Source organism: Streptomyces sp. NPDC050121, assembly GCF_044460385.1.
Lineage (GTDB): Bacteria > Actinomycetota > Actinomycetes > Streptomycetales > Streptomycetaceae > Streptomyces > Streptomyces soliscabiei.
Genome location: NZ_JBITJV010000009.1, coordinates 74539 through 98250 on the forward strand (window position 1 = coordinate 74539; position 23712 = coordinate 98250).

At 71.4% G+C, this 23712-nt stretch carries 16 protein-coding genes and 4 pseudogenes; 5 read left to right on the forward strand and 15 right to left on the reverse strand.

The genetic code is table 11. The features are described 5' to 3' along the window. Positions 1-177: 177 nt before the first annotated feature. Genes ACIBTS_RS16020 through ACIBTS_RS16040 form a run of 5 tightly spaced genes read right to left on the reverse strand, consistent with a single transcriptional unit; the run spans position 178 to position 4334 of the window. Positions 178-753 (reverse strand): hypothetical protein, encoded by a 576-nt coding sequence (locus tag ACIBTS_RS16020; RefSeq protein ID WP_399319815.1) that lies wholly within the window; start codon positions 751-753, stop codon positions 178-180. Then, positions 750-2132: a hypothetical protein gene (locus ACIBTS_RS16025; RefSeq protein ID WP_399319816.1), complete on the reverse strand. Its 1383-nt coding sequence runs from the start codon at positions 2130-2132 to the stop codon at positions 750-752. The genes ACIBTS_RS16020 and ACIBTS_RS16025 overlap by 4 nt, the downstream gene beginning before the upstream one ends. Continuing rightward, positions 2129-2962 (reverse strand): ABC transporter ATP-binding protein, encoded by an 834-nt coding sequence (locus ACIBTS_RS16030; RefSeq protein ID WP_399319818.1) that lies wholly within the window; start codon positions 2960-2962, stop codon positions 2129-2131. Before ACIBTS_RS16030 ends, ACIBTS_RS16025 begins: the two co-directional genes overlap by 4 nt. After that, complete coding sequence (locus ACIBTS_RS16035) at positions 2959-3777, reverse strand: zf-HC2 domain-containing protein (protein ID WP_399319820.1); 819 nt, start codon at positions 3775-3777, stop codon at positions 2959-2961. The genes ACIBTS_RS16030 and ACIBTS_RS16035 overlap by 4 nt, the downstream gene beginning before the upstream one ends. After that, positions 3774-4334: an RNA polymerase sigma factor gene (locus ACIBTS_RS16040; protein WP_399319822.1), complete on the reverse strand. Its 561-nt coding sequence runs from the start codon at positions 4332-4334 to the stop codon at positions 3774-3776. Before ACIBTS_RS16040 ends, ACIBTS_RS16035 begins: the two co-directional genes overlap by 4 nt. A 278-nt stretch (positions 4335-4612) precedes the next feature. Here ACIBTS_RS16040 and ACIBTS_RS16045 point away from each other — a divergent pair. Beyond that, positions 4613-4837 (forward strand): annotated as a pseudogene (locus ACIBTS_RS16045) (helix-turn-helix domain-containing protein); the annotation flags it as partial. Between the two features lie 623 nt (positions 4838-5460). Here the strand turns inward: ACIBTS_RS16045 and ACIBTS_RS16050 are convergent. The 4 genes and pseudogenes from ACIBTS_RS16050 to ACIBTS_RS16065 form a co-directional block, all read right to left on the reverse strand. Further along, positions 5461-6519, reverse strand: coding sequence for a CU044_5270 family protein (locus tag ACIBTS_RS16050; protein WP_399319823.1), 1059 nt, complete (start codon positions 6517-6519; stop codon positions 5461-5463). After that, entirely contained in the window at positions 6516-7136 is a 621-nt protein-coding gene (locus ACIBTS_RS16055; protein WP_399320121.1) for an RNA polymerase sigma factor, read from the reverse strand. The genes ACIBTS_RS16050 and ACIBTS_RS16055 overlap by 4 nt, the downstream gene beginning before the upstream one ends. A 206-nt stretch (positions 7137-7342) precedes the next feature. Beyond that, on the reverse strand, positions 7343-8788 hold the full coding sequence (locus ACIBTS_RS16060; RefSeq protein WP_399319824.1) for a glycosyltransferase family 39 protein: 1446 nt from the start codon (positions 8786-8788) through the stop codon (positions 7343-7345). Positions 8789-8958: 170 nt separating this feature from the next. After that, positions 8959-9423: pseudogene (locus ACIBTS_RS16065) on the reverse strand (class I SAM-dependent methyltransferase); the annotation flags it as partial. On the opposite strand from ACIBTS_RS16065, the gene ACIBTS_RS16070 reads away from it, so the two are divergent. The 3 genes and pseudogenes from ACIBTS_RS16070 (at position 9420) to ACIBTS_RS16080 (ending at position 12999) form a co-directional block, all read left to right on the forward strand. After that, on the forward strand, positions 9420-10394 hold the full coding sequence (locus ACIBTS_RS16070; protein ID WP_399319826.1) for a transposase: 975 nt from the start codon (positions 9420-9422) through the stop codon (positions 10392-10394). The pseudogene ACIBTS_RS16065 and the gene ACIBTS_RS16070 overlap by 4 nt on opposite strands. 38 nt (positions 10395-10432) lie before the next feature. Next, positions 10433-11143, forward strand: a pseudogene (locus ACIBTS_RS16075) (IS256 family transposase); the annotation flags it as partial. A 725-nt stretch (positions 11144-11868) separates the two neighbouring features. After that, on the forward strand, positions 11869-12999 hold the full coding sequence (locus ACIBTS_RS16080) for a GDSL-type esterase/lipase family protein (RefSeq protein WP_399319828.1): 1131 nt from the start codon (positions 11869-11871) through the stop codon (positions 12997-12999). Between the two features lie 201 nt (positions 13000-13200). Here ACIBTS_RS16080 and ACIBTS_RS16085 read toward each other — a convergent pair whose 3' ends face one another. Then, entirely contained in the window at positions 13201-13437 is a 237-nt protein-coding gene (locus ACIBTS_RS16085; protein ID WP_399319829.1) for a hypothetical protein, read from the reverse strand. 56 nt (positions 13438-13493) lie between these two features. Between ACIBTS_RS16085 and ACIBTS_RS16090 the strand changes: the two are divergent. Further along, positions 13494-13664, forward strand: a pseudogene (locus tag ACIBTS_RS16090) (2-phosphosulfolactate phosphatase); the annotation flags it as partial. 77 nt (positions 13665-13741) lie between these two features. On the opposite strand, the gene ACIBTS_RS16095 reads toward ACIBTS_RS16090, so the two are convergent. The 5 genes from ACIBTS_RS16095 to ACIBTS_RS16115 all read right to left on the reverse strand — a co-directional run bounded on the left by ACIBTS_RS16095 (position 13742) and on the right by ACIBTS_RS16115 (position 23543). Then, entirely contained in the window at positions 13742-14908 is a 1167-nt protein-coding gene (locus ACIBTS_RS16095; protein ID WP_399319831.1) for a hypothetical protein, read from the reverse strand. A 67-nt stretch (positions 14909-14975) separates the two neighbouring features. Then, positions 14976-16214: a TIGR02679 family protein gene (locus tag ACIBTS_RS16100; protein ID WP_399319833.1), complete on the reverse strand. Its 1239-nt coding sequence runs from the start codon at positions 16212-16214 to the stop codon at positions 14976-14978. Further along, entirely contained in the window at positions 16211-20398 is a 4188-nt protein-coding gene (locus ACIBTS_RS16105; protein ID WP_399319834.1) for a TIGR02680 family protein, read from the reverse strand. Before ACIBTS_RS16105 ends, ACIBTS_RS16100 begins: the two co-directional genes overlap by 4 nt. Next, positions 20395-21768, reverse strand: coding sequence for a TIGR02678 family protein (locus ACIBTS_RS16110; protein WP_399319836.1), 1374 nt, complete (start codon positions 21766-21768; stop codon positions 20395-20397). The genes ACIBTS_RS16105 and ACIBTS_RS16110 overlap by 4 nt, the downstream gene beginning before the upstream one ends. Next, entirely contained in the window at positions 21765-23543 is a 1779-nt protein-coding gene (locus ACIBTS_RS16115; RefSeq protein ID WP_399320122.1) for a TIGR02677 family protein, read from the reverse strand. Before ACIBTS_RS16115 ends, ACIBTS_RS16110 begins: the two co-directional genes overlap by 4 nt. Positions 23544-23712 lie beyond the last annotated feature (169 nt).

Below are 23712 nucleotides of genomic sequence, written 5' to 3' on the forward strand. Positions count from 1 at the left end.
GAAGACCCTTTTCCGACGCGGCGAAGCTGTGGCCAACGAGGTCCCGCGGCCGGTTCGCCGTGAACAGCTGGGCGTGGTCCGCGGCAAGGAGAACGCTCACGAGCTCTCCGTCGCGGCTGACCGCCCGTGAGCGCTGCGGCGGGCGGCGCGGGCGCTCACGGGCGTGCCCCGGCCCGGCTACCGCCTGGGACCCGCGACGGCGTAGGTCGCGGTGCCGACGACCGCGAGGACCAGGGCCGTCCACGTGCCCGCCGCCGTGCCGGGCGGCAGCAGCATCCAGTTCGCCACCTGCATCGGCGCACTCGTCGGGGGCGGGGCGAAGAACGAGAACGCGAGCCAGGCAATCGGCAGCGTCCACGCGTACTGCGCCCCGCACACCGTCGCCCCGATGGCGGCGAGCCCCATCAGCCCCGCGCTGTTCCGGACGACGAACGCGGTGGTGGCCACGTCCTCGCCCATCGTCTGCACCGCCAGCAGCACCGCGCCGACGACCGCGCCGATGAGCAGCACATGCGCCGCCCTGCGGAGCACCCAGCGGATCGCGGCCGTCCGGTCTAGCGCGACGTCCTGCCCGCCGAGCCCGATCGAGGCCGCCATCACCCCCGCGACGATCATGATCGCGGGCATCCGCGGATCGCCGGGCCCCACGCTGCCGTCCCGGGCAAGTGCCCACACCGCCACCGCGCTGATCACCACCGCGGCGAGTGACGCGGGTACCTGACGCGAGCGCGCATACAGCATCAGCCATCTCACCGGGACGCACCGCCCGTCAGTGCGTCGTACGCGTCGCCCTTGCAGGAGAGCGCGGCGGCGCGCATCGCGTTGATGCGTGAGAGCTGCTCTGCTTCCGGCAGCGCCTTGAGTTCCTTCCACACCGGGCGGGCCTTGGCGTCGAGGCCCAAACTTGCTGACACTGTGCCGGGCAGCGGCTTGAGATCCCCGAGGACCCAGCCCACCGCGACGCTCTGCGCGACGGCGTCATTGACATTGATCGTGTGCAAGCCGACGGGGGAGCACCCTGGCACCATGCCTTCGGCGATCAGGGCCCAGGTCAGCTCCTCGCCCTGCGCGGCGACGATGAGGTCGTCGTCGAAGTCGAAGAGCACGGTCTTTCGGGACCACTGCGGCATGGCGCCGTCCGACAGTACGGCGGTGTTCTCCCGGACCGAGACCGGCGCCTGGTCGCCCAGGGCGCCGTGCAGCAGACGCAGCGCCTCCTTACCGGGACCCGCCAGGTCGGCGAGTCGCGCCTGCTGCGTCTTGGCCACGCACACCGGGCCGTCGCACACCAGTTCCGCGGCGGCCTCGTCGACGACATAGATCCGGCGCGGGTCGGAGGGGAGGACGAGCAGGGCTACCGCCGCGCCCGCCAGGACGGGCGTCAGGGCGATCAGCCGGGCGCGCGGAGTCGCGTCGACCAGCAGCGCGAAGCCGGTCGCGGCCAGGCCGAGCAGCCAGAGCGTCTGCCCGACGTGCACGGAGGCGGAGAGCGTGACGAGCGCGTCGCGCACTTCCCCCACCGCCGGTGACAGCAGCGAGACCCTGCTCGGCTCCGTGCTCAGCATTCCCGTCGCCGGGTCCGTCCGTTCCATCGACATGTGCATGAGCGCTGTGAACACGAAGGCGCCCATGGCCAGCGCGGGCGGGGTGAGCGCGGACGGCATGGCCCGCCCGGCCCCCATGCCCAGCACGGCCCCCGCGACGAGAGAGAGTGCTCCCACCAGCGAGATCGGCAGCCACCCGAGGTGCGTGTACTCGGTGTTGGCGAACACCTGGACCGCACCCCCGAGGACGAAGAGCGCAAAGGCCGAGACCAGCGTGATCGCCATCGTGCCCGCCAGCGTGGCCGCGCGGTGCCAAGCGGGCCGCGATGTGCTCGTCAGCAGTTCGGCCATCGTCGAGCGGTGGTCGCGCAGGCCCTGCAGCGCCCCGAGCCCCACGGCGAGCGGCCACAGGTAGACCAGCAGGCCGCGGGTCCCCAGGGCCAGCGCCGTCCACTGGGCCGTCCACGCCGTGGTGCCGCTCCCAACGCCCAGCAGGTACAGGAACGCCAGCGCGGACGCCAGGAGCACGGCCCCGGCCCACGGGGCGACGGAGCGCCTCAGCTCGATGCGCAGGACACGGACGTTCACCAGGAGCCCCTTCCCTGCTCGGGATTGAGCAGCAGCGCCGAGTAGCCGCGCTCCAGCGGGCTGTCGCCCACGTGCTCGGGGCCGCCCACCGAGGCCAGCTCGTCCGGAGAGCCCTGGAAGACCAGCCGGCCCTCGGCGAAGAGCACCACGTCGGTGCAGGCGGCGGCGACGTCCTCCACCAGATGGGTCGAGACGAGCACGCAGGTGTCCCTGCCCAGCTCCTGCAGCAGCTCGCGGAAGCGCAGCCGCTGCGCCGGGTCCAGGCCGACCGTCGGCTCGTCCAGGAGCAGGATCGACGGGTCGTTGACGATGGCCTGAGCGATACCGACCCTGCGCACCATGCCGCCCGACAGGGCCTTCATCTTCTCATCGGCACGGTCCGCCAGACCCACCCGTTCCACGGCGCGCTGCACCGCCGCGGGAATGTCCGCCTTGGGCACTTCCTTCAGCCACGCCATGTACTCGACGAACTCGCGCACCGTGAAGCGCTTGTAGTAGCCGAACTCCTGCGGCAGATAGCCGATCCGGCGGCGCAGCGCACGGTGCTCACCCATGCCGCCCGTGGACTCGCCGAGCAGCTCCAGGGTGCCCCCGGTGGGGCGCAGCACGGTGGCCAGCGCCCGGATGAGGGTGGTTTTGCCCGCCCCGTTGGGGCCGAGGAGGCCGTGTACGCCGATGCCGAGATTCAGGTCGAGCCCGTTGACCGCCATCCGGTTCCTGCCGACCTTGACCTTCAGCCCGGTGGCCTGGATCTCCCAGGCGTGGATAGTCGGTGCGATGTCAGCCGCGTTCGCCGCGGATGTCATGTGGTGTTCCTTTCCGATGGTCATCGATGGGCTCCCAGTACGGAGTACGCGCCCCTGCGGGCGATCACGACGCCGATGCTGAGCGCGAGGATCAGCCCCCATACGGGCAGACCATCCGTCTGCAGGGCGAAGGTCACACGGTGCGCGGCCAGGGTGGGCGCCACGACCACGGCGGCCCAGGCGCCCGCCAGCGCGACGGCGGCGCGGGTCACCCCGACGACACCGCCGAGCGCCAGGGTCGTGGAGGTGAAGGCCAGACAGGGCAGCAGCCACTGCGCGGCCGTCATCCCCGTCACCCAGCCGGCCACCAGCAGCGCGGGGACGACCACGGCGAGCACGGCTGCGGTGCGACGCAGCACCAGGTAGAGCCCGGCCCTGGGCGCCGAGGCCGTCAGCTCGTACGCCGGGTCCAGCCCCTGCGACCACGACGCCGCGACGCCGAGCACGGGCAGGACCGGAGAGAACAGCAGCACCAGCGACATGTCGCCGGAGCCGGTGCCGACCAGGTCGAACAGGAGCGCGAGCAGTGTCACGCTCACGACCATGGCCAGCCACGGCACCATCACCGGCGTCATCCACGCGGACAGCCGCGCCGACCAGCGCCTCCGGGGCGGCATCGTGACGGCCGTGGCCAGCTGGGGTTCCAGGCCGGACCACACGGTGTCGACCAGCGCCGCCACGGCGGGCGTCTGTGCCGTAACGGCGGCAGAAAGCCGGTCACGGCACAGCCGGCACGCCTCCAGGTGCGCCTCCAGGGCCCACAGCTCGTCGGCGGCGATGTCCGTGTCGCCGCGCGCGTAACCGTCGATGATCCGCATCGACGCGTGTTCCACGCTCATGCCAGCGCCTTTCGCATCGCGATCCGGGCCCGGCGGGCACGGGTCTTGACCGTGCCCTCGGGCAGCCCGAGCAGGACCGCGGTCTCCCGGACGGACAGCCCGTCGAGCACCATGGCCTGCAGTACCTGTCTGAGCTCCGGCGCGAGGCGCCGCAGCGCGTCCCCGACGTCACCGCCGACGGTCGCCGCGAGCGCCTCCTCCTCGGCGGCGGGCGTCGCGGGCTGCGTGGCGGCCGCGGGCGGCGGCTCCGCGTGGTGGGCCCTGCGCCGGAACGCGTCGACGAGGCGGCGCGCCGCGATCGTCCACAGCCAGCCGACGGCCGTTCCTCCGGCCGCGGCCCCGGCAAACGCACTCGCCGCGCGCCACACCGCCAGGTACGTCTCCTGCATGACCTCGGCGACGATCTGCTCGTCCGCGCAGCGGCGGCGCAGCCGCACCGCCATCCACGGCGACGTACGCCGGTACAACTCCTCGAACGCGGCACGGTCGCCCTTGGCCACCAGCCGGACGAGACGCTCCTCGTCCAGCTCGTGCAGCGCTGCTCTGACTGATCTCACGCCCACTAGACGCCCGGCCCGAGCGGCAGGTTCTCCCCCTGACGTGATCCCCGTCACACACCAATCCGTTGACTCCTCAGGATTCCCGAACGTCGTACAGCAGCCTCGGGTCCAGCGGCTTCGACGTTCTTCCACTGCTCCCCGTTGTGACGCGCTGTGCGAATGCTGGTCCGGACGACACGGTGTCGCCAGGCTGTCCAGATGGCAGAACGAGTACGCGTCCGCGAGATCGATGAGACGCGGGGCAGCGCCTGCTGCGGATCATCCGCAGGGGTACCGACCACCCGCACGCCGCGCTGTTCTCCTGGGTGATCGAACGCGTCGACCAACCGCTCACCGTGGAGAACCTGGCGCGCCAGGCGCGGATGAGCTCGCGCAATCTGGGCCGCCGCTTCAGGGCGGTGACCGGCACCACCCTGCTGCAATGGCTGCTGGCCCAACGGATCGGCCGAGCCCAGGAGTTGCCGGAGACCACCGACGACGTCGTCGACCCTTCGGCCGCACGTTCACTTTCACCGGTCCCGAGGGCTACGCCATCACGGCGCACGGAGGCTGACGGCCGTGACCGCCGTCGCGATCAGACGGCGCCGCAGGCAAGGTACGGGCGGAGCTCACCGTCCACCGCGGCGACGCGGTCCCGTCGCCGGCAGCCCCTGTGCCCGCCGGGGACGGGACCGACAACGCCGTCCGGGCCCAGCTCGCCCGCATCCTCTCGCTCGATATCGACGGCAGCAGCTTCCCCGCACTCGCCACCGTCGATCCCGTGGTGGCCGGGCTCATGGCGGACGGGATGTCGCACACAGCCGGTGCAGGTCGTGGGACCGGTGGACCCGTGGGTTCGCGCTGAAGGACCTTCGACCTGCTACGCACCCGCGCACCGCTTAGCTGACGTCACCGGAACCACCGAACCGCTCTGGCCAGCTGCTCGTCGGGCCGGTCACGACGAGTCCTGCTGAGCGGCTGGTGCAGGACGAGTTGTGGGAGTTGTCCCCAGCACAGCCCCCACCACTGCACAGGGGCCTGATCCGCTGAGCGGGTCAGGCCCCTGTGTCAGGCACTTCGAGGATCCCGCCGCCCTGACCAGGCTGCGGAACCGCTGCGCGCGACCCGTCTGCGCAGCCGGGGGTCAGCCGTCGGTCTTGGCGGGTTCCTCACCATGACGGTCGACGACCGCACGCTTTATGACGGCGTCGGTGCCGTACAGCGTGTCGGTCGTGATGCCCCTGGCCTTGTCCTTGGTCATGTACGACCGCGAGCCGAGGTAGGCGAGAGTGCCCTTGTCGAAGATCCACTCGTCCCGGGTCGCGGACCCGGCGTCCTCGCGGGTGATGCCGATGCCGTGCCGGCCGGCGGCGTCGACGGCGTCGGGGATCTCCTTCACGCCGGGGATCTTTGCGGCTGCCTTGTAGAACGCGGAGGCGTTCGCCGGCGGCATGATCGTTTCGCTCACCAGGTCGCCGATCTGGGAGAAGACGGCCTGCTCCTTCGACTCGCCTTCCTCGACCCTGGTCTGGGTGTAGAGCAGCTTGAGCAGTGCGTCGGGGTCGGTGGGCAGCGAGGCCAGCCACTTGTACGTGGGGTGCTGGATGCCCGCCGGGACGGCCTCGCCCTCGATGGGGGTCACCTGACCGGGCATCACGGCATCCTTTCCGGATTCGCGGATCCAGCCGGTCTTGGTGATCGGACCGGGCTCCTGCGACCTCCAGAGCTCACGCTCGTGCACGGGACCGAGCCGTACGGGACCGTCGAAGGCGCCTTCGTTACTGCGGACCAGACTCCTGACGTACACGAACTGCCCGTCCTTCACCGGCGTCGCGTCGGTTTCCATGGCCGCGAGGGCGATCCGGTTGAGCGTGACGGAGGCGCTGTTGGCCCTGGCGGCCTCGGTTGCGGCTCCGGTCGTCGGGGCGGAGATGCGGTCGCCGGCGGAGAACGTGACGACCAGTGCCCCGGCCAGTGCCATCGTCGCGAGGGGCACGAGCACCGCCCGACGCGGCAGCCGACGGCGGGGTGCCGGGGATACCTGCGTGGCGGGGGTGGTGCCGTCGCGGTCGATCTGCTGCATCAGAACATCCTTGTAGTGGAGGTGTCTGCTCGGCGGGAGGTCCCATTCGGCCGGAGCCGACAGCAACTCCTCGGCCTCACTCCGGGCGGAACCGGCGCTCGGCGGGTTGTTGGTGTTCATCCGGTTTCCTCCTGCAGAAACATGGCCGCGAACGCGGCCTCACTCTCCTTCTCTCCGCGACGGCCCCGCGGTTCCGGCTTCACGCCGTCGAGTTGACCGGAGCTGAGCCGGGCCAGCCTCGCCCGTGCGCGCGACAGCCGCGAGCGCACGGTGCCCACCGGGATGCCGAGCGCCTCGGCGGCCTGCTGGTAGTCCAGCCCGGCCGACACGCACAGGGCGAACACCTCCCGGTCCTGGCGGCGCAACTGGCCCAGCGCCTCGTGGACCACCGCGAGACGGCGGGCGTCGTCGATCCGGCCGGCCGTCTCGTCCGCGAAGTCCTCGACAGGACGTGGTTGCGGGCTGCGCGCCAGGAACGCGAGCCGTCGGCGCAGACCACGCTTGGCGTTGTACGCCTTGTGCGTGGCGATGCCGAGCAACCACGGTTTGAGTGAGCCGCCCTCCAGTTCCACCGACTCCCGGGTGCGCCAGGCGGCGAGGAAGGTCTCGGACATGACCTCCTCGGCCTCCGACCAGTTGCCGGTCAGCCGCAGGGCATGGTTGTAGACCGCCCGCGCGTACTGGTCGTACAAGTCGGAGAACGCCGCGCGGTCCCCTGCCCGCATACGTGCCCGCACCGGCTCTGCTGGTTCTGTTTGCTTCACACTCGTTACTCTCCGCGGATCTGGCGGGGTTCCTGTGGCCTCCGCCACACACCTGCACACGGGTCCGGAGGGCTCCTGGACGGTGGGCGGCAAGGCAATCGTCGGCGCGTGGATGGCTTCACGAGGTCCCCCGTTCTCTCGTAGCCGTCTTCATTTTTTCTTCGCGGCCCCGTGCTGGTTTACGAACCGTGGGAGGCACAACGGCCGTGATGAGAGCGGTCGACGCGCTCGTAGACGGTGATGCTGCGGCCGCGTCGGATCGTGGTGGAGCGTTTGGTGAAGTGTTCGCGCAGGACACGTTGTTTGGCGCGGTCGCGGGCGTTGTGGGCGGGGCGGGTCTCCACGTCGCCGATGAGGATGATGTGCCGTTCGCGCAGCATGGCGCGGGCGGTGGTGTCCGGGGCCGTCTCGATGCCGTGCAGGGTGCCGGATTCGACGGGGCTCCGGGCGAGGGCGATGTCGCGCAATCCGTCGAACGCGCCCGGGGTGACCAGGGCGGTGTCGCGTCGGGCTGAGGGAATGAAGACGACCGCGCCGCCCTGTCCACGCGTCGCCTCCACCACGGTGGCCGCGGCCAGTACGTCGTCGACACGGCTGGGTGCGCTGCGTACGTGCAGTTCGACGGGGAGCAGGGCGAGGAACGCGAGTGCGGTGACGGCGGCGAGCGGGATCGTGGGACGGCGGACAGACGGGCTCGTGCCGAGTGCGGCCAGTGGTGCCCCGAGGAGGAGGGCGAGGCCGATGTGGGCGAACAGTACGTAGCGGTCGACGTAGAGGGGCTGCCAGGTGAGCGAGACGGCGAGGAGCGTCACCTGTGGGACGGCGCACAGCGGGACGGCCACAGCGGCCAGGCTCAGTTTCCCCACCGCGGCCGGAGTCGGACCGGCGGGTCTGCGCGCGCGGCGCAGGAGTGCGCAGCCGCCGGCCGCGAGGATGGTGGCCGCGACGGCGCACATCGTGCCGGGGGTGGTGGGCTGTATCCAGGAGACCTGCCTGGACTGGCCCCGGCTGGCCAGGACGAGGGGCAGGGCGCCGAGTACGGCGGCACTCACGGCGAGGAGCCAGCGCACCCGGATGGTGCGGTGGGGCCGGGCGACGGCGAGCGTGACGGCGTGGGCGGGCAGCACGAGCAGGGAGAACCAGTTGAGCAGCGCACCGAGCAGGACGACGAGTGTGTACGCGCTCCAGGTCCGGGCGCGCGGCCGGTGCATGGCGGCCACCAGCAGCCAGGAGAAGAGCGCGACGGCGGCGGTCACCATCGCGTACGGGCGGCCTTCCTGCGCGTACGCCTGGAGAGCGGGCAGCAATGCGAAGGCGAGCCCCGCGCCGAGCCCGCTCCATCGGCCCGCGAGGCGGGCGCCGAGGTCGGCGGTGAGGGCGGCCGCGACGGCCATGGCGAGGACGGAGGGCATCCGCAGCGTCAGCAGGCTGTCGCCGAACACCTCGAACAGCACCTGCATGAGGACGTAGTACAGGCCATGGACGACGTCCACGTGCCCGAGCAGGTGCCAGATCTCGGGCAGGCTGCGGTGGGTGACCTGCCGGGTGGCGGCCTCGTCGCGCCACATGCTGTCCTGGCGGGCGATCCCCCACAGGCCCAGGGCGAGCACGAGCCCCGCGGGCACGGCTGCCGTGAGCGCCCGGCCCGGGCCGGGCCCTGTGATGCGCGGCGCACGGGCGGCCGCAGGACAACGACGGGTGGCCGGGGCGGGGCGACGGTGAGTGAGTCCGGCGGCGGGTCGAGCAGGGTGCCTGGGGACGCTATGGGGGACGGCATGTCGGATCCCGGACCGGCTCAGGTGGTGGGAATGGGCGAGCGGCTGACGCGTATCTTCGACTGGCCGTGCGGGCGCTTCTCCCAGTCCTCCATGAAACGCGCGTGCAGGCCGTGCTTGCGCGCCAGGGCCAGGAGGGTCTCGGTGCGGTAGTAGAAGTCCTCGCGCAGCACCTGGTGTTCGGTGCCCTCGGTGCGGTCGAAGGTGAAGTCGAAGAACCTGGTGTCGGTCAGCACCCGGCCGACGTGCGCGAGGCACTCGTCGATGACCTCCAGCGGCGAGTGGGAAAAGACGCTGTGTGCGTGGATGACGTCGAAGTGGTTGTCGGGCAGGAAGTCCAGGGTGAGGTCGCCGGTGATGGTCAAGTGCGGCAGCTTGTCCTGGAGGCGGCGCTCGGTGAGGGTCTGCTTGGCGGCCACCAGGATGTCGGGCGAGATGTCGATGCCGTAGTAGATACCGGCGTCGAGGTGGCTGATGAAAGGTGATCTGCCGGGACCGCTCCAGCGGTTACGGAGAGGGTGCGCGGGTCGGAGCACCGCAGGCCCAGCAGGTCGCCGACCGGTATCACTTGTGGGCCAACCTCGGCCAGGCAGTCGAGAAGACGGTCAACGCCCACCGCTCCCACCTGGCCGAACCGCTTGCCGCAGCGGAAGACGGCGCCGGCCACCTGGAAGCGGAGCCCGAGGTGGTGCGGCCGTCGAAGGAGCTGAAGATCGTGACCCGGCTGCGGGAGCAGCATGCCGCCGCCCACGAGCTGTGGGCGCAGGGGATGTCGAAGGCGGCGATCGGGCGGAAGCTCGGGCTGCACCAGGCCACCGTCCGCAAGCTGGTCAACGCCCGCTCCGCCGATGATGTCGTCGCCAAGAGCCTGCAGCGGGCGCACATCGTCGACCCGTACGTCGGCTACCTGCACCAACGTTGGAACGAAGGCATAAGAAATGCCGCACAGCTCCATCGGGAGATCCAGCAACTCGGGTATCCAGGACGCGAGTTGGCTGTCCAGCGTCACCTGCGGCGCTACCGCACCGGGCGCGGACACGCACCCGCCGTCGGCCCCAAGCCTCCCTCGGTCCGTGAGGTCACCTCATGGATCATGACCCATCCCGAACACCTCCGCGACGGCGATGCCGACAAGCTGCACCGCCTGCGTGAGCGCGACCCCGACCTGGACCGGCTCACCGGCCACGTCAGGAAGTTCGCCGTCATGATGACCGCACGCCACGGCAACCGGCTCGAGGAGTGGATCGCCAGCGTCGAGCACGACACCCTGGCTCCACTTGCGGGCTTCGCCCGCAACCTCCGCCGCGACTTCGACGCCGTCCACAACGGTCTGTCCCTGCCACATAGTTCAGGCGCCGTCGAAGGCAACATCAACCGGCTGAAGATGCTCAAACGCCAGATGTTCGGCCGGGCCAGCCTCGATCTCCTACGCAAACGCGTCCTGCTCGCACGGTGAGTCTGAACTGTCCGGATCACAAGATCGTCGACAGAACCAAGGTGCGCGACGGGCAGGTGGCGAACCGGCCCGTCTACGTCGCCCTGGCGGTCACCGTGGACGGCACGCGCGACATCCTCGGCCTGTGGGCCGGCGACGGCGGCGAGGGTGCCAAGTACTGGCTCCAGGTCCTGACCGAGATCAAGAACCGGGGCGTCGAGGACGTGTGCATGGTCGTCTGTGACGGGCTCAAGGGCCTGCCCGACTCCATCTCGGCGGTCTGGCCCCAGGCGGTCACCCAGACCTGTGTCGTCCACCTGATACGTGCGTCCTTCCGCTACGCGGGCCGCCAGGACTGGGACAAAATCTCCCGCGCGCTCAAACCTGTCCACACGGCTCCGACCGCAAGTGCGGCGGAGGACCGGTTCCTGGAGTTCCAGGAGGAGTGGGGTGCCAAGTATCCGGCGATCGTGCGGCTTTGGGAGAACGCCTGGGCCGAGTTCGTACCGTTCCTTCAGTTCGACGCCGAGATCCGCCGCGTCGTCTGCACCACCAACGCCATCGAGTCGGTCAACGCTCGCATACGGAAAGCAGTCCGGGCCCGCGGGCACTTCCCGAACGAGGCCGCAGCCCTCAAATGCGTCTACATGGCCGTCATGAGCCTCGACCCCACCGGTCAGGGACGCAAACGCTGGACCCTGCGTTGGAAGCCCGCCCTGCAGGCTTTCGACATCGCGTTCGACGGCCGACTCTCCGTCGGCCGCCGCTAACTCACATCACCCGAGTTACACCGTTGGCTGGACAGACCCGCTTTCTTCGCCGAGTTCGACCGGCCGTCAACAAGTTCATAGCGTTCATCGGCGAGTTCAAGAAGGTGTTCGGCGTCGAGCCGATCTGCGGTGTGCCCTCCAGCTCTGCGGAATGGGTAGATCGGCTTAACCTCCAGAATCTGTATTCCGCCGACCGGTGCCGCTCGGTCCGCCGAACGCGCGGTCGACTACTACGCTCAATGTCAGCCCCAACCGGTAGCCTGACCCAACCCCTGAGCCTCTACTCAGTCCCGGAGCGGTTCAGTTCGTGCAGGTGGACGGACCACCCGCGAGGAGATTCGCCGCCTAGTTGATCACTCATTGAGTGGTTACCGGTGAGTCTGGTGACCAATTCCCGACCGCTCGAGCCTTTCTGATGGTTACACGCGTCATAGAGATCGTCATGTTGTGGGCTTCCTATGTCCAAGTCGGTGTCACTCTTGCTAGATTGACGCCTGCATCTCCGAGACGAAGTCGGGCAGATCCCGCAGCTCACGGAGGTGGATTCCCCGATGCCTTCATCAAGGCCTTCTTTGGGTGCCGGAAAACCGTTGCGGCTGAGTTTCGCTGCTTCCAGCCACGCTTCACGCCAATGCCTTTCGGTATCCACCCCCCAACACACTGGAAAGCGCACGCAAGTGATGAGATCCCTTCAGCGTTTCGGCCCTCCACTGGCCATCTCCGCCATGACGGTCGTGCTGAGTACGCCCGCACTGGCCACCGCCGACGAGGCGACCGGCGGCAAGGACACCACGTACTACATCTCGCTCGGTGACTCCCTGGCCACCGGCTACCAGCCGGACGTCAACAAGGACACCGACGTCGCCTACACCGACCAGCTCTACGCGCAGCTCAAGCAGCGCACCCCCGGACTGAAGCACATACGCCTCGGCTGCACCGCTGAGACCACCGAGTCTCTGATCAACGGCGGAAAGTGCGACTACCCGAACGCCAAGTCCCAACTGGACGCCGCCCTTCAGGCCATGGCCCAGCACCAGGGCAAGGTCACCTACGTGACCCTCAGCGTGGGCGCGAACGACATCCTCCTCAACTGCGTCAGCCCGGTAGGCACCCTCGACGGGGCGTGCCTGAACAGCGCGAGCCAGACCATGGCGAAGAACCTCGCCCAGATCGCGGGTGCGCTCCGCAAGGCGGGCGCGAACAACACCCAGTTCGTGGGCTCGACGTACCACAACCCGTTCCTGGGGGCCTGGCTGCAGGGCGCCGCGGGGCAGCAGGCCGCCAAGGAGTCGGCACCTCTGGTCAAGGCCGCCAACACGGGGATCACCCAGGTGTACAAGTCCACCGGCTTCAAGGTGGCGGACGTGGCCGGGGCGTTCTCCTCGGACGACTTCACCACCCAGGTGAACGTGCCCGGTGCGGGCGAGGTGCCCGCGAACGTGGCCAAGATCTGCCAGCTGACCTGGGCGTGCACGAAGAAGGATCCGCACCCCAACGCCGACGGCCACAAGGTGATCGCAGGCGTCTTCGCGGCGGAGCTCGCCGGCAACGATGCGCCCGGTACGGGGGAGTCCCCGTCCCCCAGTGAGTCGGCCACGCCCGGTGCGGGTGCATCCCCGAGCCCCAGTGAGTCGGCCACGCCCGGTGCGGGTGCATCCCCGAGCCCCAGCGAGTCGGCCACGCCCGCGGCCGGCACGGACACGGGGGCGAACGACCCGACCACGAACGGAGATCTCGCCGAGACCGGCTCGTCTAGCAGCACTCCCGTCCTCGCGGGTGCCGGTCTCGCGGTCGTGGCGGTCGGCACCGCCGCGATCTACTTCGCGCGCAGGCGCCGTACGGGCGAGGAAAGCTGACGGACAGTCAGTAGATAGAACCTGAGCAGCAGGCCGCTCGCGGTGTCGCGGGCGGCCTGTTCGGCTCGGCTACGGACCGCTCGGATGCGGACCCCTGCCACCCAGGGGGACCGTCCCCCCGCCAGCTCACCCACATAGAGCGTCAGCTGCCGACGGAAGCGGTCCGAACCGGGCCGGCCGCCCTGAACAGGTGCGCGGTTATCAGGTGGGGCCCGCTGCCGTCCGGGTCGCAGAGCCGGAGCGGGCGAACGGCAAGCGGCCCTCGGCGAGACGTCCGACGCGGGTGTCCGGACTGTCCTCCGCCCGGCTTTCCTGCGAGTCCTCCTGAGCGAACAGGAGATACGACACGAGGACGGCGGGCACGCCGAGCACCAGACCGGTGGCGGTCCAGCGACGGCGGTGACGCCCCTGGCGCCCGCCGTTCGTGGGATTGTTCATAGAGGACTGTTCTTCTTGCGAGCCGTTCATCAGAGGAATGCCGGATCCCGGCCACTGCCGCCGCGGAGCCGGCGCAGGGTGTGCGGCAGGGAGTCCATCCTGATGACGTCGCCCTCTGTCTCGAGCTCGACCGGTTTCCCTTTGCCATGGTGGCGGCCTTGGAAGACGCGCTCATGGTCGTGCGTCCGTGCGCCGTGCCTTCGCCGGGCGAGGGCGCGCCGAGCTGACCGTTGGAGAGGTCCGCCTCCCGGCGACGGTGGTTCGGGGCGGCGGCACGCACGCGGCTGACTTGGTCGGGTCGCCCTTACTGGGCCGCTCCTTCGGGTTCGTCCGCTGCCGATGGGTGAATGTGTCTGCCCTCGTTGAACGGGGTGAACCACGATCTGAACGACTTGGGCGAGGTTCCCGGAGCCGCGCCTGCCGGGGCTTCGTCGAACGCGTCCGGCGAGTCGTCGTAGAGCCACTCGTGGTCCTTGTCCTCCTCGTAGACGTTGGCGGCGAACGCGTCCAGAGCGGCCGAGACGTCGTCGTCCAGGAGTCCGTGCAGTTCCAGGATCGTGGTCGTCTCGCTCAGCAGGAAACGCAGGGCGAGTTCCTCGGCCACGCAGCTGAGCCGTTGGAAGCTGCCGTCGGTGAAACGGGTGGTCATGGCGATCGTGGTGACGAGGAAGCGGCGGGCGAAGCGGGCGTCGTACTGGAGGGCGTAGCGGTCGGGAAGGCGCTCCAGGTGCCAGAGGGGGCCTTCGCATTCCGCGACGGTGGCGTCCTCCTGCGTCAGGACCTGCACGTCTTCGAACAGCTCGTCCACCAGGATGTCGGTCGCGTAGACCAGGGCGCCGGCGGCGAGTCTCGCGCTCTCCGTGGGGATCACGATCTCCCCTTTCCCCTCTTTCCCCTCTTTTCTCTCTTTCCGTTCACCGTCCGCGTCGCTGTCGGGTGCGCCGAACGTCGACAGCGGGAACGCGCGTAGTTCGTCGGCCGACTTCAGCATTCGGGTTCGTACGGCTGTGGCTTTCGCCTCGCCGGCGTGGGTCTCGTCGGTGCCTTCCGGTGCCGGGGTCTCGGTGTGGCGGGCCTTGCGGGCGGCGGGGTCGTCGGGCGGGGCGTCGGGGCCGTCGGCGGCGTCGAGGCTCTGCTTGGCCAGGTCCTGGTGCAGCTCGACCTCGCACCGCTCGATCGTCCAGTCGGCCAGCAGTTCCGTGCGCTCCAGCAGTTCGTCCACCAGGGCCTGTACGGAGTCCTCGGCGAACTCCAGCGCCGGAGCGTCGACGATGACCTTGAGGAAGGCGCCTCCGGGATGGACGGCCACGATGGTGTCGACGAGGTCGACCTCCACGCCGTCGGGGCCTTCGACGGACCTGACCGAGTTGAAGGCGTCCTCGATGAGCGCCACCGCGCCGGCGCGCTGCAGCGGGTCCATCTCCGGAGTGCCCTGCGGGATGCAGGTGTCCACGCTCACTACGTACGTCACGCCCCCGAGCCTGTCAGGAAGGAACCGTCTCGCGCGAGGGGTGCTGTCTTAACAAATCCGCAGGTGCTTAAGGGTGGGTGGGTTCTCGGGAGAGGTCGTCGAGGAGGGGGGCGGCCACCGTTTCCTCCATCAGGGCCGTTCCCCGTCGCGCCATGGCCGGGGTGAGGGACAGGTCCCAGGGGGCCTCGGTGAGGCGGCCCGGGGCGGGGCCGTGCGGGGTGTGGGTGAGGCCGGTGAGGTAGTCGTGGGTGGACATGCGCCAGGGGACGGCCGAGGTCTTGTGCATGACGTGGGCCGCGATGCGGACGCCCTCGCCGTCGAAGTCTCCGTGGTAGCGCAGTGGCGCGCCCTCCGCGGCGAGGAGGTGCAGGAGGCGGATGACGGCGCTGTTGGGCCAGCCCGAGGTGCAGACCAGCGGCGGGCAGTGCGCGCCGAAGCGGCGCAGTGCCAGGGCGAGGACGCTCGGGTTCTCCGTGATGTGGACGGGTCGGGCGGGGAAGCGGACGTCACCCGGTGACCTCAGCTGGGCCAGGGTGAGCGAGACGGCGTGGCCGGACTCGGAGCAGATGCGGCTCAGTCGGCTCAGCGTGCCCTCGCCGGACGGGCGGAGTCCGGCGGCGAGGACCGTCGTGGACAGCTCGTCGTCGGCGACGCCGGCCCGGGACCAGAGTGCGCGCCGCGCCTGGGAGCCGTCGGGCACGGGGGTGCCGTAGAGCGTGGACAGGGCCCGCAGCACGAGGGTGGCGAGGCGGGTGCCGTCGTCCAGGGCGTGCGGGTCGCCGTGCCGTGTGCGGGCCGCGAACACCGGCAGGGGTTCGCCCTCGGCGGGCAGCGCGGCGAGCACGGTGAGGGCGGCGGTCAGCAGGTCGCGGGTGCGGGCGACCGAGCCGTCCACCAGCCCCTGGGCGCGGCAGTACGCGGTCCACTCGGTCAGCGCGGGCTGGGCCCGGACGGTGTCGTGGTCCGCCAGCCAGGCCCACAGTGCGCTCCGTTCGTCCTCGTGGCGCCGGCGTTCGGCCTCCCGGTCGCCGAGCGGGCCGATGACCTGCGCGACCAGGTCCCGTACGGTGCCGGCGCCGGCCTCGGCCACGGCGTCCTCCAGCCGGGCGAGACGCACGGTCGGGCGCTGGTCGGGCAGCCGGTCCATGCCCAGGAGGTCGGCCAGGGCCTCCCGTTCGTCGTCGTCGAGCGGGCCCACGCGCACCCCGCTGACGGGGCGGCCGGAGGACAGACGGTCGTGCACCGCCTGCCAGAGAGGGCGCAGGCGGGGCTCGGCGAGGTGAGGGGGGATGGGGGGCGTGCTCATCTCCCGGGGTCCCCTGTACCTCTGCCTCCGCTGCCTCCGCTCCCTCCGCTCCCGCCGCTCCCGCCGCTTCCTGTGCCTTCGTCGGCTCCGCTTTCTTCGTCCGGCTGCATGCCTGTCCCCGTCCACACGAAGCGGGCGCTGGTCACCGCGTCGTCGCCGTCCGTTCCCGTGATCAGTTGGTGGACGGCGATGCCGGAGAGTTCGCGGTAGTGGCACCACTCGTGGTCCGAGGTGAGCATCAGGTCGAGGTCGAGTGCGGCGAGCAGGGCGAAGATCTGGCCGCGGTTGGTGGCGTCGACGCCGACGAAGACCTCGTCGAGGAGGATCAGCCGAGGCGCTTCGGGTACGGCCTCGTAGTGCGCGGCGACGGCTGCGAAGAGCGGCAGGTGCAGGGCGATGGCCTTCTCGCCGCCGGACAGGGCGCCGTGGAGTTTCTTCGTGAGCACCTGCCATCCGGCGCCGTTCGCGCGGTCGAGCCGGACCACGAACTGGTGCCAGGCGGTGTAGTCGAGGACCTCGGCGAGCTGTTCCTCCCAGGTGGCCGCCGTGTTCCTGGCCTTCGCCTCTTCGATGCGGGCCCGGAAGAAGGCGTGCAGGGCCTCGCGGTCGGCGTCGGTGACGTTCTTGGGCTCCTTGAGCAGGAGCGTGCGGGCGGTCTGGGTGCCGGCCGGGAGGTCGGGGTGGATGCGCCACACCAGTTGGACGGAGACGTTCGACGCCGTGCGGACCCGCTGCAGGTGGCCGTTCATGCGGTCGACGAGTTCGCCCGCCTGACGGATCCGGGCAGCCAGATGGCGCCGGGTGTCCCCGGTGAGGGTCTGGTCGAAGAGGCGACGCTCGGCGCCGGTGATGTCGTCCCGGCTGCCGTCCCGTTCGGCGGTGAGGGTGTGGAGCAGTCCCGTCGCGCCGGTCCGCGCGCCGTCCATGGTGGCGGTGAAGATCTGGACGTCCTCGTCGGCTTCCAGGTCGAGGTCGGCGCGGCGGCCGAGGACCTGACGGGCCTGGTGGACCGCCTCCGACAGGCGCTGGACGGCGTCCCCCAGGTTGCGCGGTTCGTGGGGGAGGTTCGGCCAGTCGGCGGCGATCTCGCGGGCCGCGTACAGCGTGGCGCGGGCGCCGTCCTGTGCGGTCAGGTGCAGAGCGGCCCGTTCCGGTGGGGCGCCGGAGTCCTGGGGCAGGCCGAGCAGGCACAGGTGGCGGAAGCGGAGCGCCGAGGCGTCTCTCGTGGCGGTGGCGTCGTCGCGTCGCCGGACGTCCTCGGCCATGGTCGCCTCCAGCGCGCCGATACGGTGCTGGAGGCGGCTCAGTTCGCCGTCGCTCGCGGTGATCTCCTCGCGGCTGCGGCGGGCGTCCTGCCTCAACTCGCCGATGCGGGCCGCTATCTGGCGGAAGTCCTCGCCGACCGAGCTGTCGACGGCCTGGAGGGTGGCGGCGAGCGCCCGTGCCTCGGTCTCGGCCCGGTCGGCCTCCGCCTGGCTCTCCTGGGCGGCCTCCAGGGAGCGTTCGGCCTGGCTGCGCGCCGCGGTGGCGCGGCCGAGGGCGGTGGCCCAGTGCAGGTGTGCGTCGGCCCATGCGTCGGCCGTGTCGGCGAACGTATCGACGGCGGCGGACAGTTCGTTCAGGCGGCCCCGCTCGGTGGGCAGGGCGTGTTCCGAGGAGAGCCTGCCCAGGGTACGCAGGCAACGGCTCACGTCGGCTTCCCGCCCGTCGAGCACCTTGACCGCGACGCGGACGGCGTCGTCACGCACTCCGACCGCCTCCTCCGCGCGGTCCCAGCGGCGCCGTTTCTCGTCGAGCTCGCGGTGCCGGGGGCGGGCCGCGAGGTCGGCGTCGAGCCGGGAGCGGCTCTCGCGCAGCGCGCGCAGCCGCGCGTCGAGCGAGGCGAGGTGCGTGTTCAGCTCGGTGAGGCGGGCGGTGAGTTCGGCGATGCGCCGCGCTCTGGCCTGTTCCCGGGCGAGGGAGCCGATGTGGGCGGGGGCCTCCTTGCTCCAGGTGCCGATGGCCGCGACCAGCCGCCAGCTGCCGTCCGCGGCGACGGCGGCGGTGTGCCAGTGCGGGAGCTGGTCCCCGTAGGCGATGCCCGCGAGGAGCCGGGCCACCCGGTCGCCGGACACCGGGCTGTCCTCTTCGGGTCGCAGGACCTCGAGCAGGGACGGGCCCGGCGCGGGTGTCGCCCAGGCGGGCGCCGCGAAGGTGTCGTGGCCGGACAGCTCGATCGTGTCCTCGGGGCTCACCCACGCGTCGAGCAGTCCCGATGCCTCCAGTGCCGCCTCGACTCCGGCCTGGACGTCCTCGGGGACGCCGTCGCGGAAGGCCACCAGCCGCCACAGGGGCGCGCCCTCCATCGTGGCACGGTCCGTGGTGCGGAACGGCGGGGCGGGCGGCGGGAGGTCGGTCTGTGCCGTGAGCGCCTCGACGGCCCGGACGGTCCGCTCGCGGTGCTCCAGCGCGGTCTCCCGCGCCGTCCGGAACCGGGTCTCGGACTGGGTGATCGCCTGGTCCTGGGCGCGTACGGCACGCTCCACGACGGCCAGCACATCCGCTTCGACGGCGGCTCGCGCGGCCAGTTCCTCGACGTCGTCGATCCGCAGTTCCACACATCCGGCGGCCCACTCCCGCAGCAGCTCCGCCTGTGCCTGCAAGGCCTGCGCGCACTCCCGGGCCGCTTCGTCGCGACGGGTCATGGCCTCGGCCAGGCCGTCCCGGGCGCCGTCCAGGGCGGTTTCGGCGGCGGTGCGGTCGCCCACGGCCCGCTCATGGCGGTCGACGGCCTCGCGGACCGCCGCCATCTGGTCGCGCCGGCCCTTGACGGCGCCGCGCAGCAGATGGCGGACCTGACGGACCCGGTTGGCCTCCCGCGCGGGATCGTCGGTGGCGGGAGCGTCGGCGAGGGCGGCGCGCAGCTCCGCGTACACCGACTCCATGCCCACGGTGCGGGCCGTGCGCTCGACGTCCTCGGCGGTGTCCCGGGCGTGGTGAGCGTATTCCTCGGCCTGTCGGACGGCGGCGCCCGCCTGCTCGTCGTCCGCGTGGAAGCGGCGCTGCCGGTCGTCGGCGGTGGCGCGCAGCCGGTGGGCGGTCTGCGCGGTGTCCTGGGCGCGGCGGCGGAGTTGGTCCAGCTCCTTGCCCTGCTGGTAGAGGTCGCTGTCGACCAGGCCCTGGACGGCCGCTTCGAGTTCCTCGACCCGCTCGCCGAGCTCCGCCCTGCGCCGCCCGGTGACCTCCTGGTCGTGCAGGGCCTGCCGGTGCTGTTCCGCGCTCTCCCGGGCGATCCGGGTGCGGTTGTCCAGGTCCGTCGTCGCGGAGATCAGCTGTGCGGCGGCGGCGCGCAGCACCCGCTGGGCGTAGCCGCGTTGCCGGCCGGCGATGGCGGCCGCGGCGCTGACCTCCTCGTCGAGCCGCTTCAGGTCCTCGCGCTGCCGGTCGAGCCGCTCGAACCCCTCGGCGAGCTCCCCGATCTCCGTCTCGCCGAGCGGAGGCAGGGCCTTGGACAGCAGGGTGGACAACAGGGACGGGTCGAGCCGCTCGGAGAGTTTCGGCTGCCGGAGCTGGAGCAGGGCGGTGATCAGTGCCTCGTAGCGCTGCTCGCCGAGGCCGGCGAACAGGGTGCGGCGGATCGTGGACCGGTAGTCGGCGGCCGTGGCGTGGATCTCGCCGTGGCCCTCCAGGGCGTCCGCGAGCGCGGCCCGGGTGAGGGGCTGGCCCGCCTCGTTGAGGAGGGAGATGCCGTCGGGGCGGTCGCCGAGGCGCCGGACGGTGGTGAAGTAGTCGGTCTGGACGCCGCTCGTGTGGACGCTGGCCTGCAGCCGGGCTCCGCAGGAGAACCAGGCGCCGTCGGCCCGGCCGAACTCCATCCACACGTATCCCACGCGGGTCTTGCCGGTGGCGCCTTCCCCCATGAGGTTCCAGTGCATGGTGCGCTCGGAGCCGCCGAAGGTGGACAGCCGGTGGGGCCGCAGGTTCGCGTCGAAGAGGAACGGCAGCAGCAGCTCCAGCGCCTTCGACTTGCCCGTGCCGTTCGGCCCGCGCAGCAGCAGGCGCCCCTCGTGGAACGTGAACGTCTCGTCGTAGTACCGCCAGACGTTGAGGATGCCGGCGCGGACGGGCTGCCAGCGGGCCCGGGTGGGAGCGATGCCGTCCGTCGGCCGGTCCGTGCCGCGTACCGGCAGTTCGGTCACGCTCACCACGAGCCTCCTTCCCCGTCCGTGGTGGCGACCGTCGCGGTGGTGGTCGCGGCGGCGGTCGTGGTGGCCGTCGTGGTGGCCGTCGTGGTGGCCGTCGTGGTGGTGGTGTCGGCGACGCGGTAGCGGTGGGCGGCCGGGCGGGCCACGACCCGGTCGCCGGTGCCGCGGACCAGGCCGAAGTCGCGCAGCACCGCCACGGCGTCGTCGGCCAGCCGGCGGGCACCTTCGGCGGCCTGGTAGGCCTTCGCCCAGCGGGGGAAGCGGTGCAGCAGCTCGGACGCTGATGCCGCGAGCTGTTCGGGGGTCGCGCCCTCGGGCGTGTCGGCGATGCGTTCGAGGAGGAGCAGCGCCGCGACCCGGGCGGTCGAGGAGTCGTCCGGGAACCTGGAGTCGGTGGCGACGGCGTCGGGGTCGACGAGGAGGTAGCCCTCCGCGCGTTCCTCCAGGACGAGTCCGGCCTGCTCCGCCGCGCGCCGCAGGATCTGACGCCCCGTGGGGGAGGCGAGGTAGGCGAGCTCGTCGTCGGTCAGGTCCTCCCGGTAGAGGACCGGGTCGTCGAAGAGGCGGCGCAGTACGGAGTGCCGTAGCCACAGGTTTCGCCGGGTCCCGGAGACCACGAACGCCTCGTCGCCCGTGCCCGTGCCCATACCCGTACTGGTGCCGGTGGCCATGGGCTGCGTCGCGGGCGGGGGGCCGTAGCGTCGCTCCCGCATCAGTTCGGCGAGCAGTTCCTCGAAGCGGCCCGGCACCTCCTGCGCGGGCAGCGCCAGCCGGGACGGCCCCACGGGCGCGGCGGGCAGCCTCATCAGCAGCGTGACGTCCACCCGGTAGAGGACCTTCGCCTCCGCCGTGTCCACGAAGGCCTCCGTCAGCCCGTCGACGACCGCCAGGACGCCGTAGGACTCCAGCAGCTTCAGGACGTCCACGAAGGCCGTCCGCTCCCGGCGGCTGGTGGTGTCGAACGACTCCAGCGCCGGGTCGGCGGCCATGGCCTGTACGACACGGTCGGCGAGCAGCCCGATGGTCGTCATCGGAACGGACGTCAGCTCCGCCGCGGTGACGCAGAACAGCACATACCTGCGGCGGTCGAAGGGCGCCCGGCCCGCTCGGGGACGCAGGGCGGGCCGGGAGGCGTCGGCGTCCGGGCGGACCTTGACCAGCCGGGCGTAGCCGCGCCGCGGCTCCACCACCAGACTCCAGCCGCAGGTGTAGTCGAACCACTTGGCCAGCGGCTCCTTGCGGCGCCGGACCACCTCGAAGGCCGCGGGGTCACCGCGCTCGGTGATCAACGGCTGGGCGAGCAGCAGACGGATTCCCCGCGCCACCTCTTCCCGTTCGACCACCACCAGTTGGTTGGCGAGCGTGCTCATCCCACGGCCTCCTCGCGCCCGGCCGACGGGCCTTGGTCGTGCCCGGCCGACGAAGCCCTCTCGCGCCCCGCCGACGAGGCCTTCTCATACCCGGCGGCCGCCTGCCTCGCGGCCCCCGACCCTACGGCCCCCGACCCTACGGTCCCCGGCCCTACAGCCGCCTGCCCTGCCTCCGCCCGTCCCGCCGCCTGCCCTGCCTCCGCCCGTCCCGCCGCCTGCCCTGCCTCCGCCCGTCCCGCCGCCTGACCTGTCTCCGCCCGTCCCGCCGGCGTCCGACCGGCGGCCGTGTCCACGCCGCCGATCCGAACGACGTAATCCGGTCCGCTCATCACGCCGTTCGCGGTGTGCAGCCGAGCGGTCCTGTCATCGGCCGCGGCCCCGCCCTCCAGGAGGATCTCGACTCCGCCGTCCGCGCTGACGGCTCGGCGCACCCCTGTGCTGTCAGGGCGGGACGACAGTGCTCTGCCGAGCAGGTCGAGCAGCCGCTCGAACGCCGCCGGGTCGAGTTCACCGAAGGCGGAGAGCCGTACCGGCCGCCCGTCGGTGGTCAGCACCTGCCAGGCCGCCTGCAGTTCGGCGCGTTCCCGACGCGCGCGCTCGGCTCGCGCGGCTCTCGTCGCGGAGATGTCGCGCACCCTGCCGGTGCGGGTGAAGCGCTCCGTGCGGCCGCTGGTGCGCAGCAGCGCGGACACCTCCACCGGCGGTGCGGCGGCCCAGGTCCGGGACGCCGGGACCAGTTCGGGGTCGGGGTGCGCGAGGTGGGCGTGGCGCGCGGACCCCAGTCCGAAGGCCAGCGACCACAGCCGGTGCAGGTCCTCCTCCCCCGGCGCGGCGGCGAACCAGCGGGCCAGCTCCCGGAAGTCCTGGACGGCGCTGGACGAGCGCCGCCGTGACTCCGTGATCCGGTCGAGCACCTGCAGCAGCGAGACGATCGCCCGCCGGGCCACGTCGTGCAACTGCTCGACCCGGGGCGGCGACCCGTCGGCCGGCAGGAACCACGCGCGCAGCCCCGCCCAGCGTGCCCTGCGCCGCTCCAGCCACACGGCCGCAGGGTCCGATCCGGCCGCCGGCGGCAGTTCCGCGCCCCGTAGCGCGCGCTCGTGCAGCAGCCCGACCCCGCGCTCCTCCACGCGGGCCACCGCCACGGCGACCCCGGCACCCCGCCGGTCCAGGTTGACGAGGAACTCCCGCAGATACGCCACCGTCGCCGCCTTCACCTCCCGGAAGACCCCGGGATCGGCTCCTTCGGCGCGCAGCAGCCGCTGCAGTTCCCCGTTGAACGTCTTGGTGTTGTCCAGCAGCGCTTCGAGGTGCCCCTCCAGTTCCTGGAGGGTGCTGAAGATCCGGCGGTCCGCCGAGGAAGGCTGCTCCAGCAGGACGTACAGCTCGTCGAGCCGGTCGGTTATCGCCTCCAGTACGGCGGTCTGGAGCGCCCCCGTCGACGCGAGCACGGCCAGCGCGTGTTCCACTCCCGCGATGGCGGCCTCGCCCTGGCGGGTCAGGGAGTACTGGAGGTTGCGGCGCTCGTACTCCTCCGCGGTGCGGTAGTTCTCGGTGTGGTTCTGGACGACGTCCAGCAGGTTCCACTCCCTGAGTTTGCCGAGTGCGTCGTGCAGTCCCTCGTCCGTGATGGCGTCCAGCCAGCCGACGGTCCGCAGGCGCGCCCGGACCTCGTCGAGCCCGAGGGCCGTCTCCAGCCGCTCGTTGGCCGCGCCGAACGCCCGCAGCACCGCCCCGTAGAGATCGGCACGATCCCCCATGGTGAACCGGAACATCTCCGGCGGAACCCTGCGCACGTGCCTCCCCCTCCCCGACAGCGAGCCATCACCAGCTCACACAACGGTAAGGGCCGCCACTGACAACCAGGGCAGAAAGGTGGGGAGAACCACCGCCGTCACGTCCGGGCGGGACGTTCGTCATGTCCGGGCGGGAGGTTCGTCATGT

Coding starts and splice junctions, on each gene's coding strand:
- ACIBTS_RS16050 (WP_399319823.1), bottom strand. CDS start 6,519: ATGAACACCAACAACCCGCCGAGCGCCGGTTCCGCCCGGAGTGAGGCC.
- ACIBTS_RS16030 (WP_399319818.1), bottom strand. CDS start 2,962: ATGACCATCGGAAAGGAACACCACATGACATCCGCGGCGAACGCGGCT.
- ACIBTS_RS16110 (WP_399319836.1), bottom strand. CDS start 21,768: ATGAGCACGCTCGCCAACCAACTGGTGGTGGTCGAACGGGAAGAGGTG.
- ACIBTS_RS16085 (WP_399319829.1), bottom strand. CDS start 13,437: ATGAACAATCCCACGAACGGCGGGCGCCAGGGGCGTCACCGCCGTCGC.
- ACIBTS_RS16100 (WP_399319833.1), bottom strand. CDS start 16,214: ATGAGCACGCCCCCCATCCCCCCTCACCTCGCCGAGCCCCGCCTGCGC.
- ACIBTS_RS16115 (WP_399320122.1), bottom strand. CDS start 23,543: ATGTTCCGGTTCACCATGGGGGATCGTGCCGATCTCTACGGGGCGGTG.
- ACIBTS_RS16080 (WP_399319828.1), top strand. CDS start 11,869: ATGACGGTCGTGCTGAGTACGCCCGCACTGGCCACCGCCGACGAGGCG.
- ACIBTS_RS16035 (WP_399319820.1), bottom strand. CDS start 3,777: ATGAGCGTGGAACACGCGTCGATGCGGATCATCGACGGTTACGCGCGC.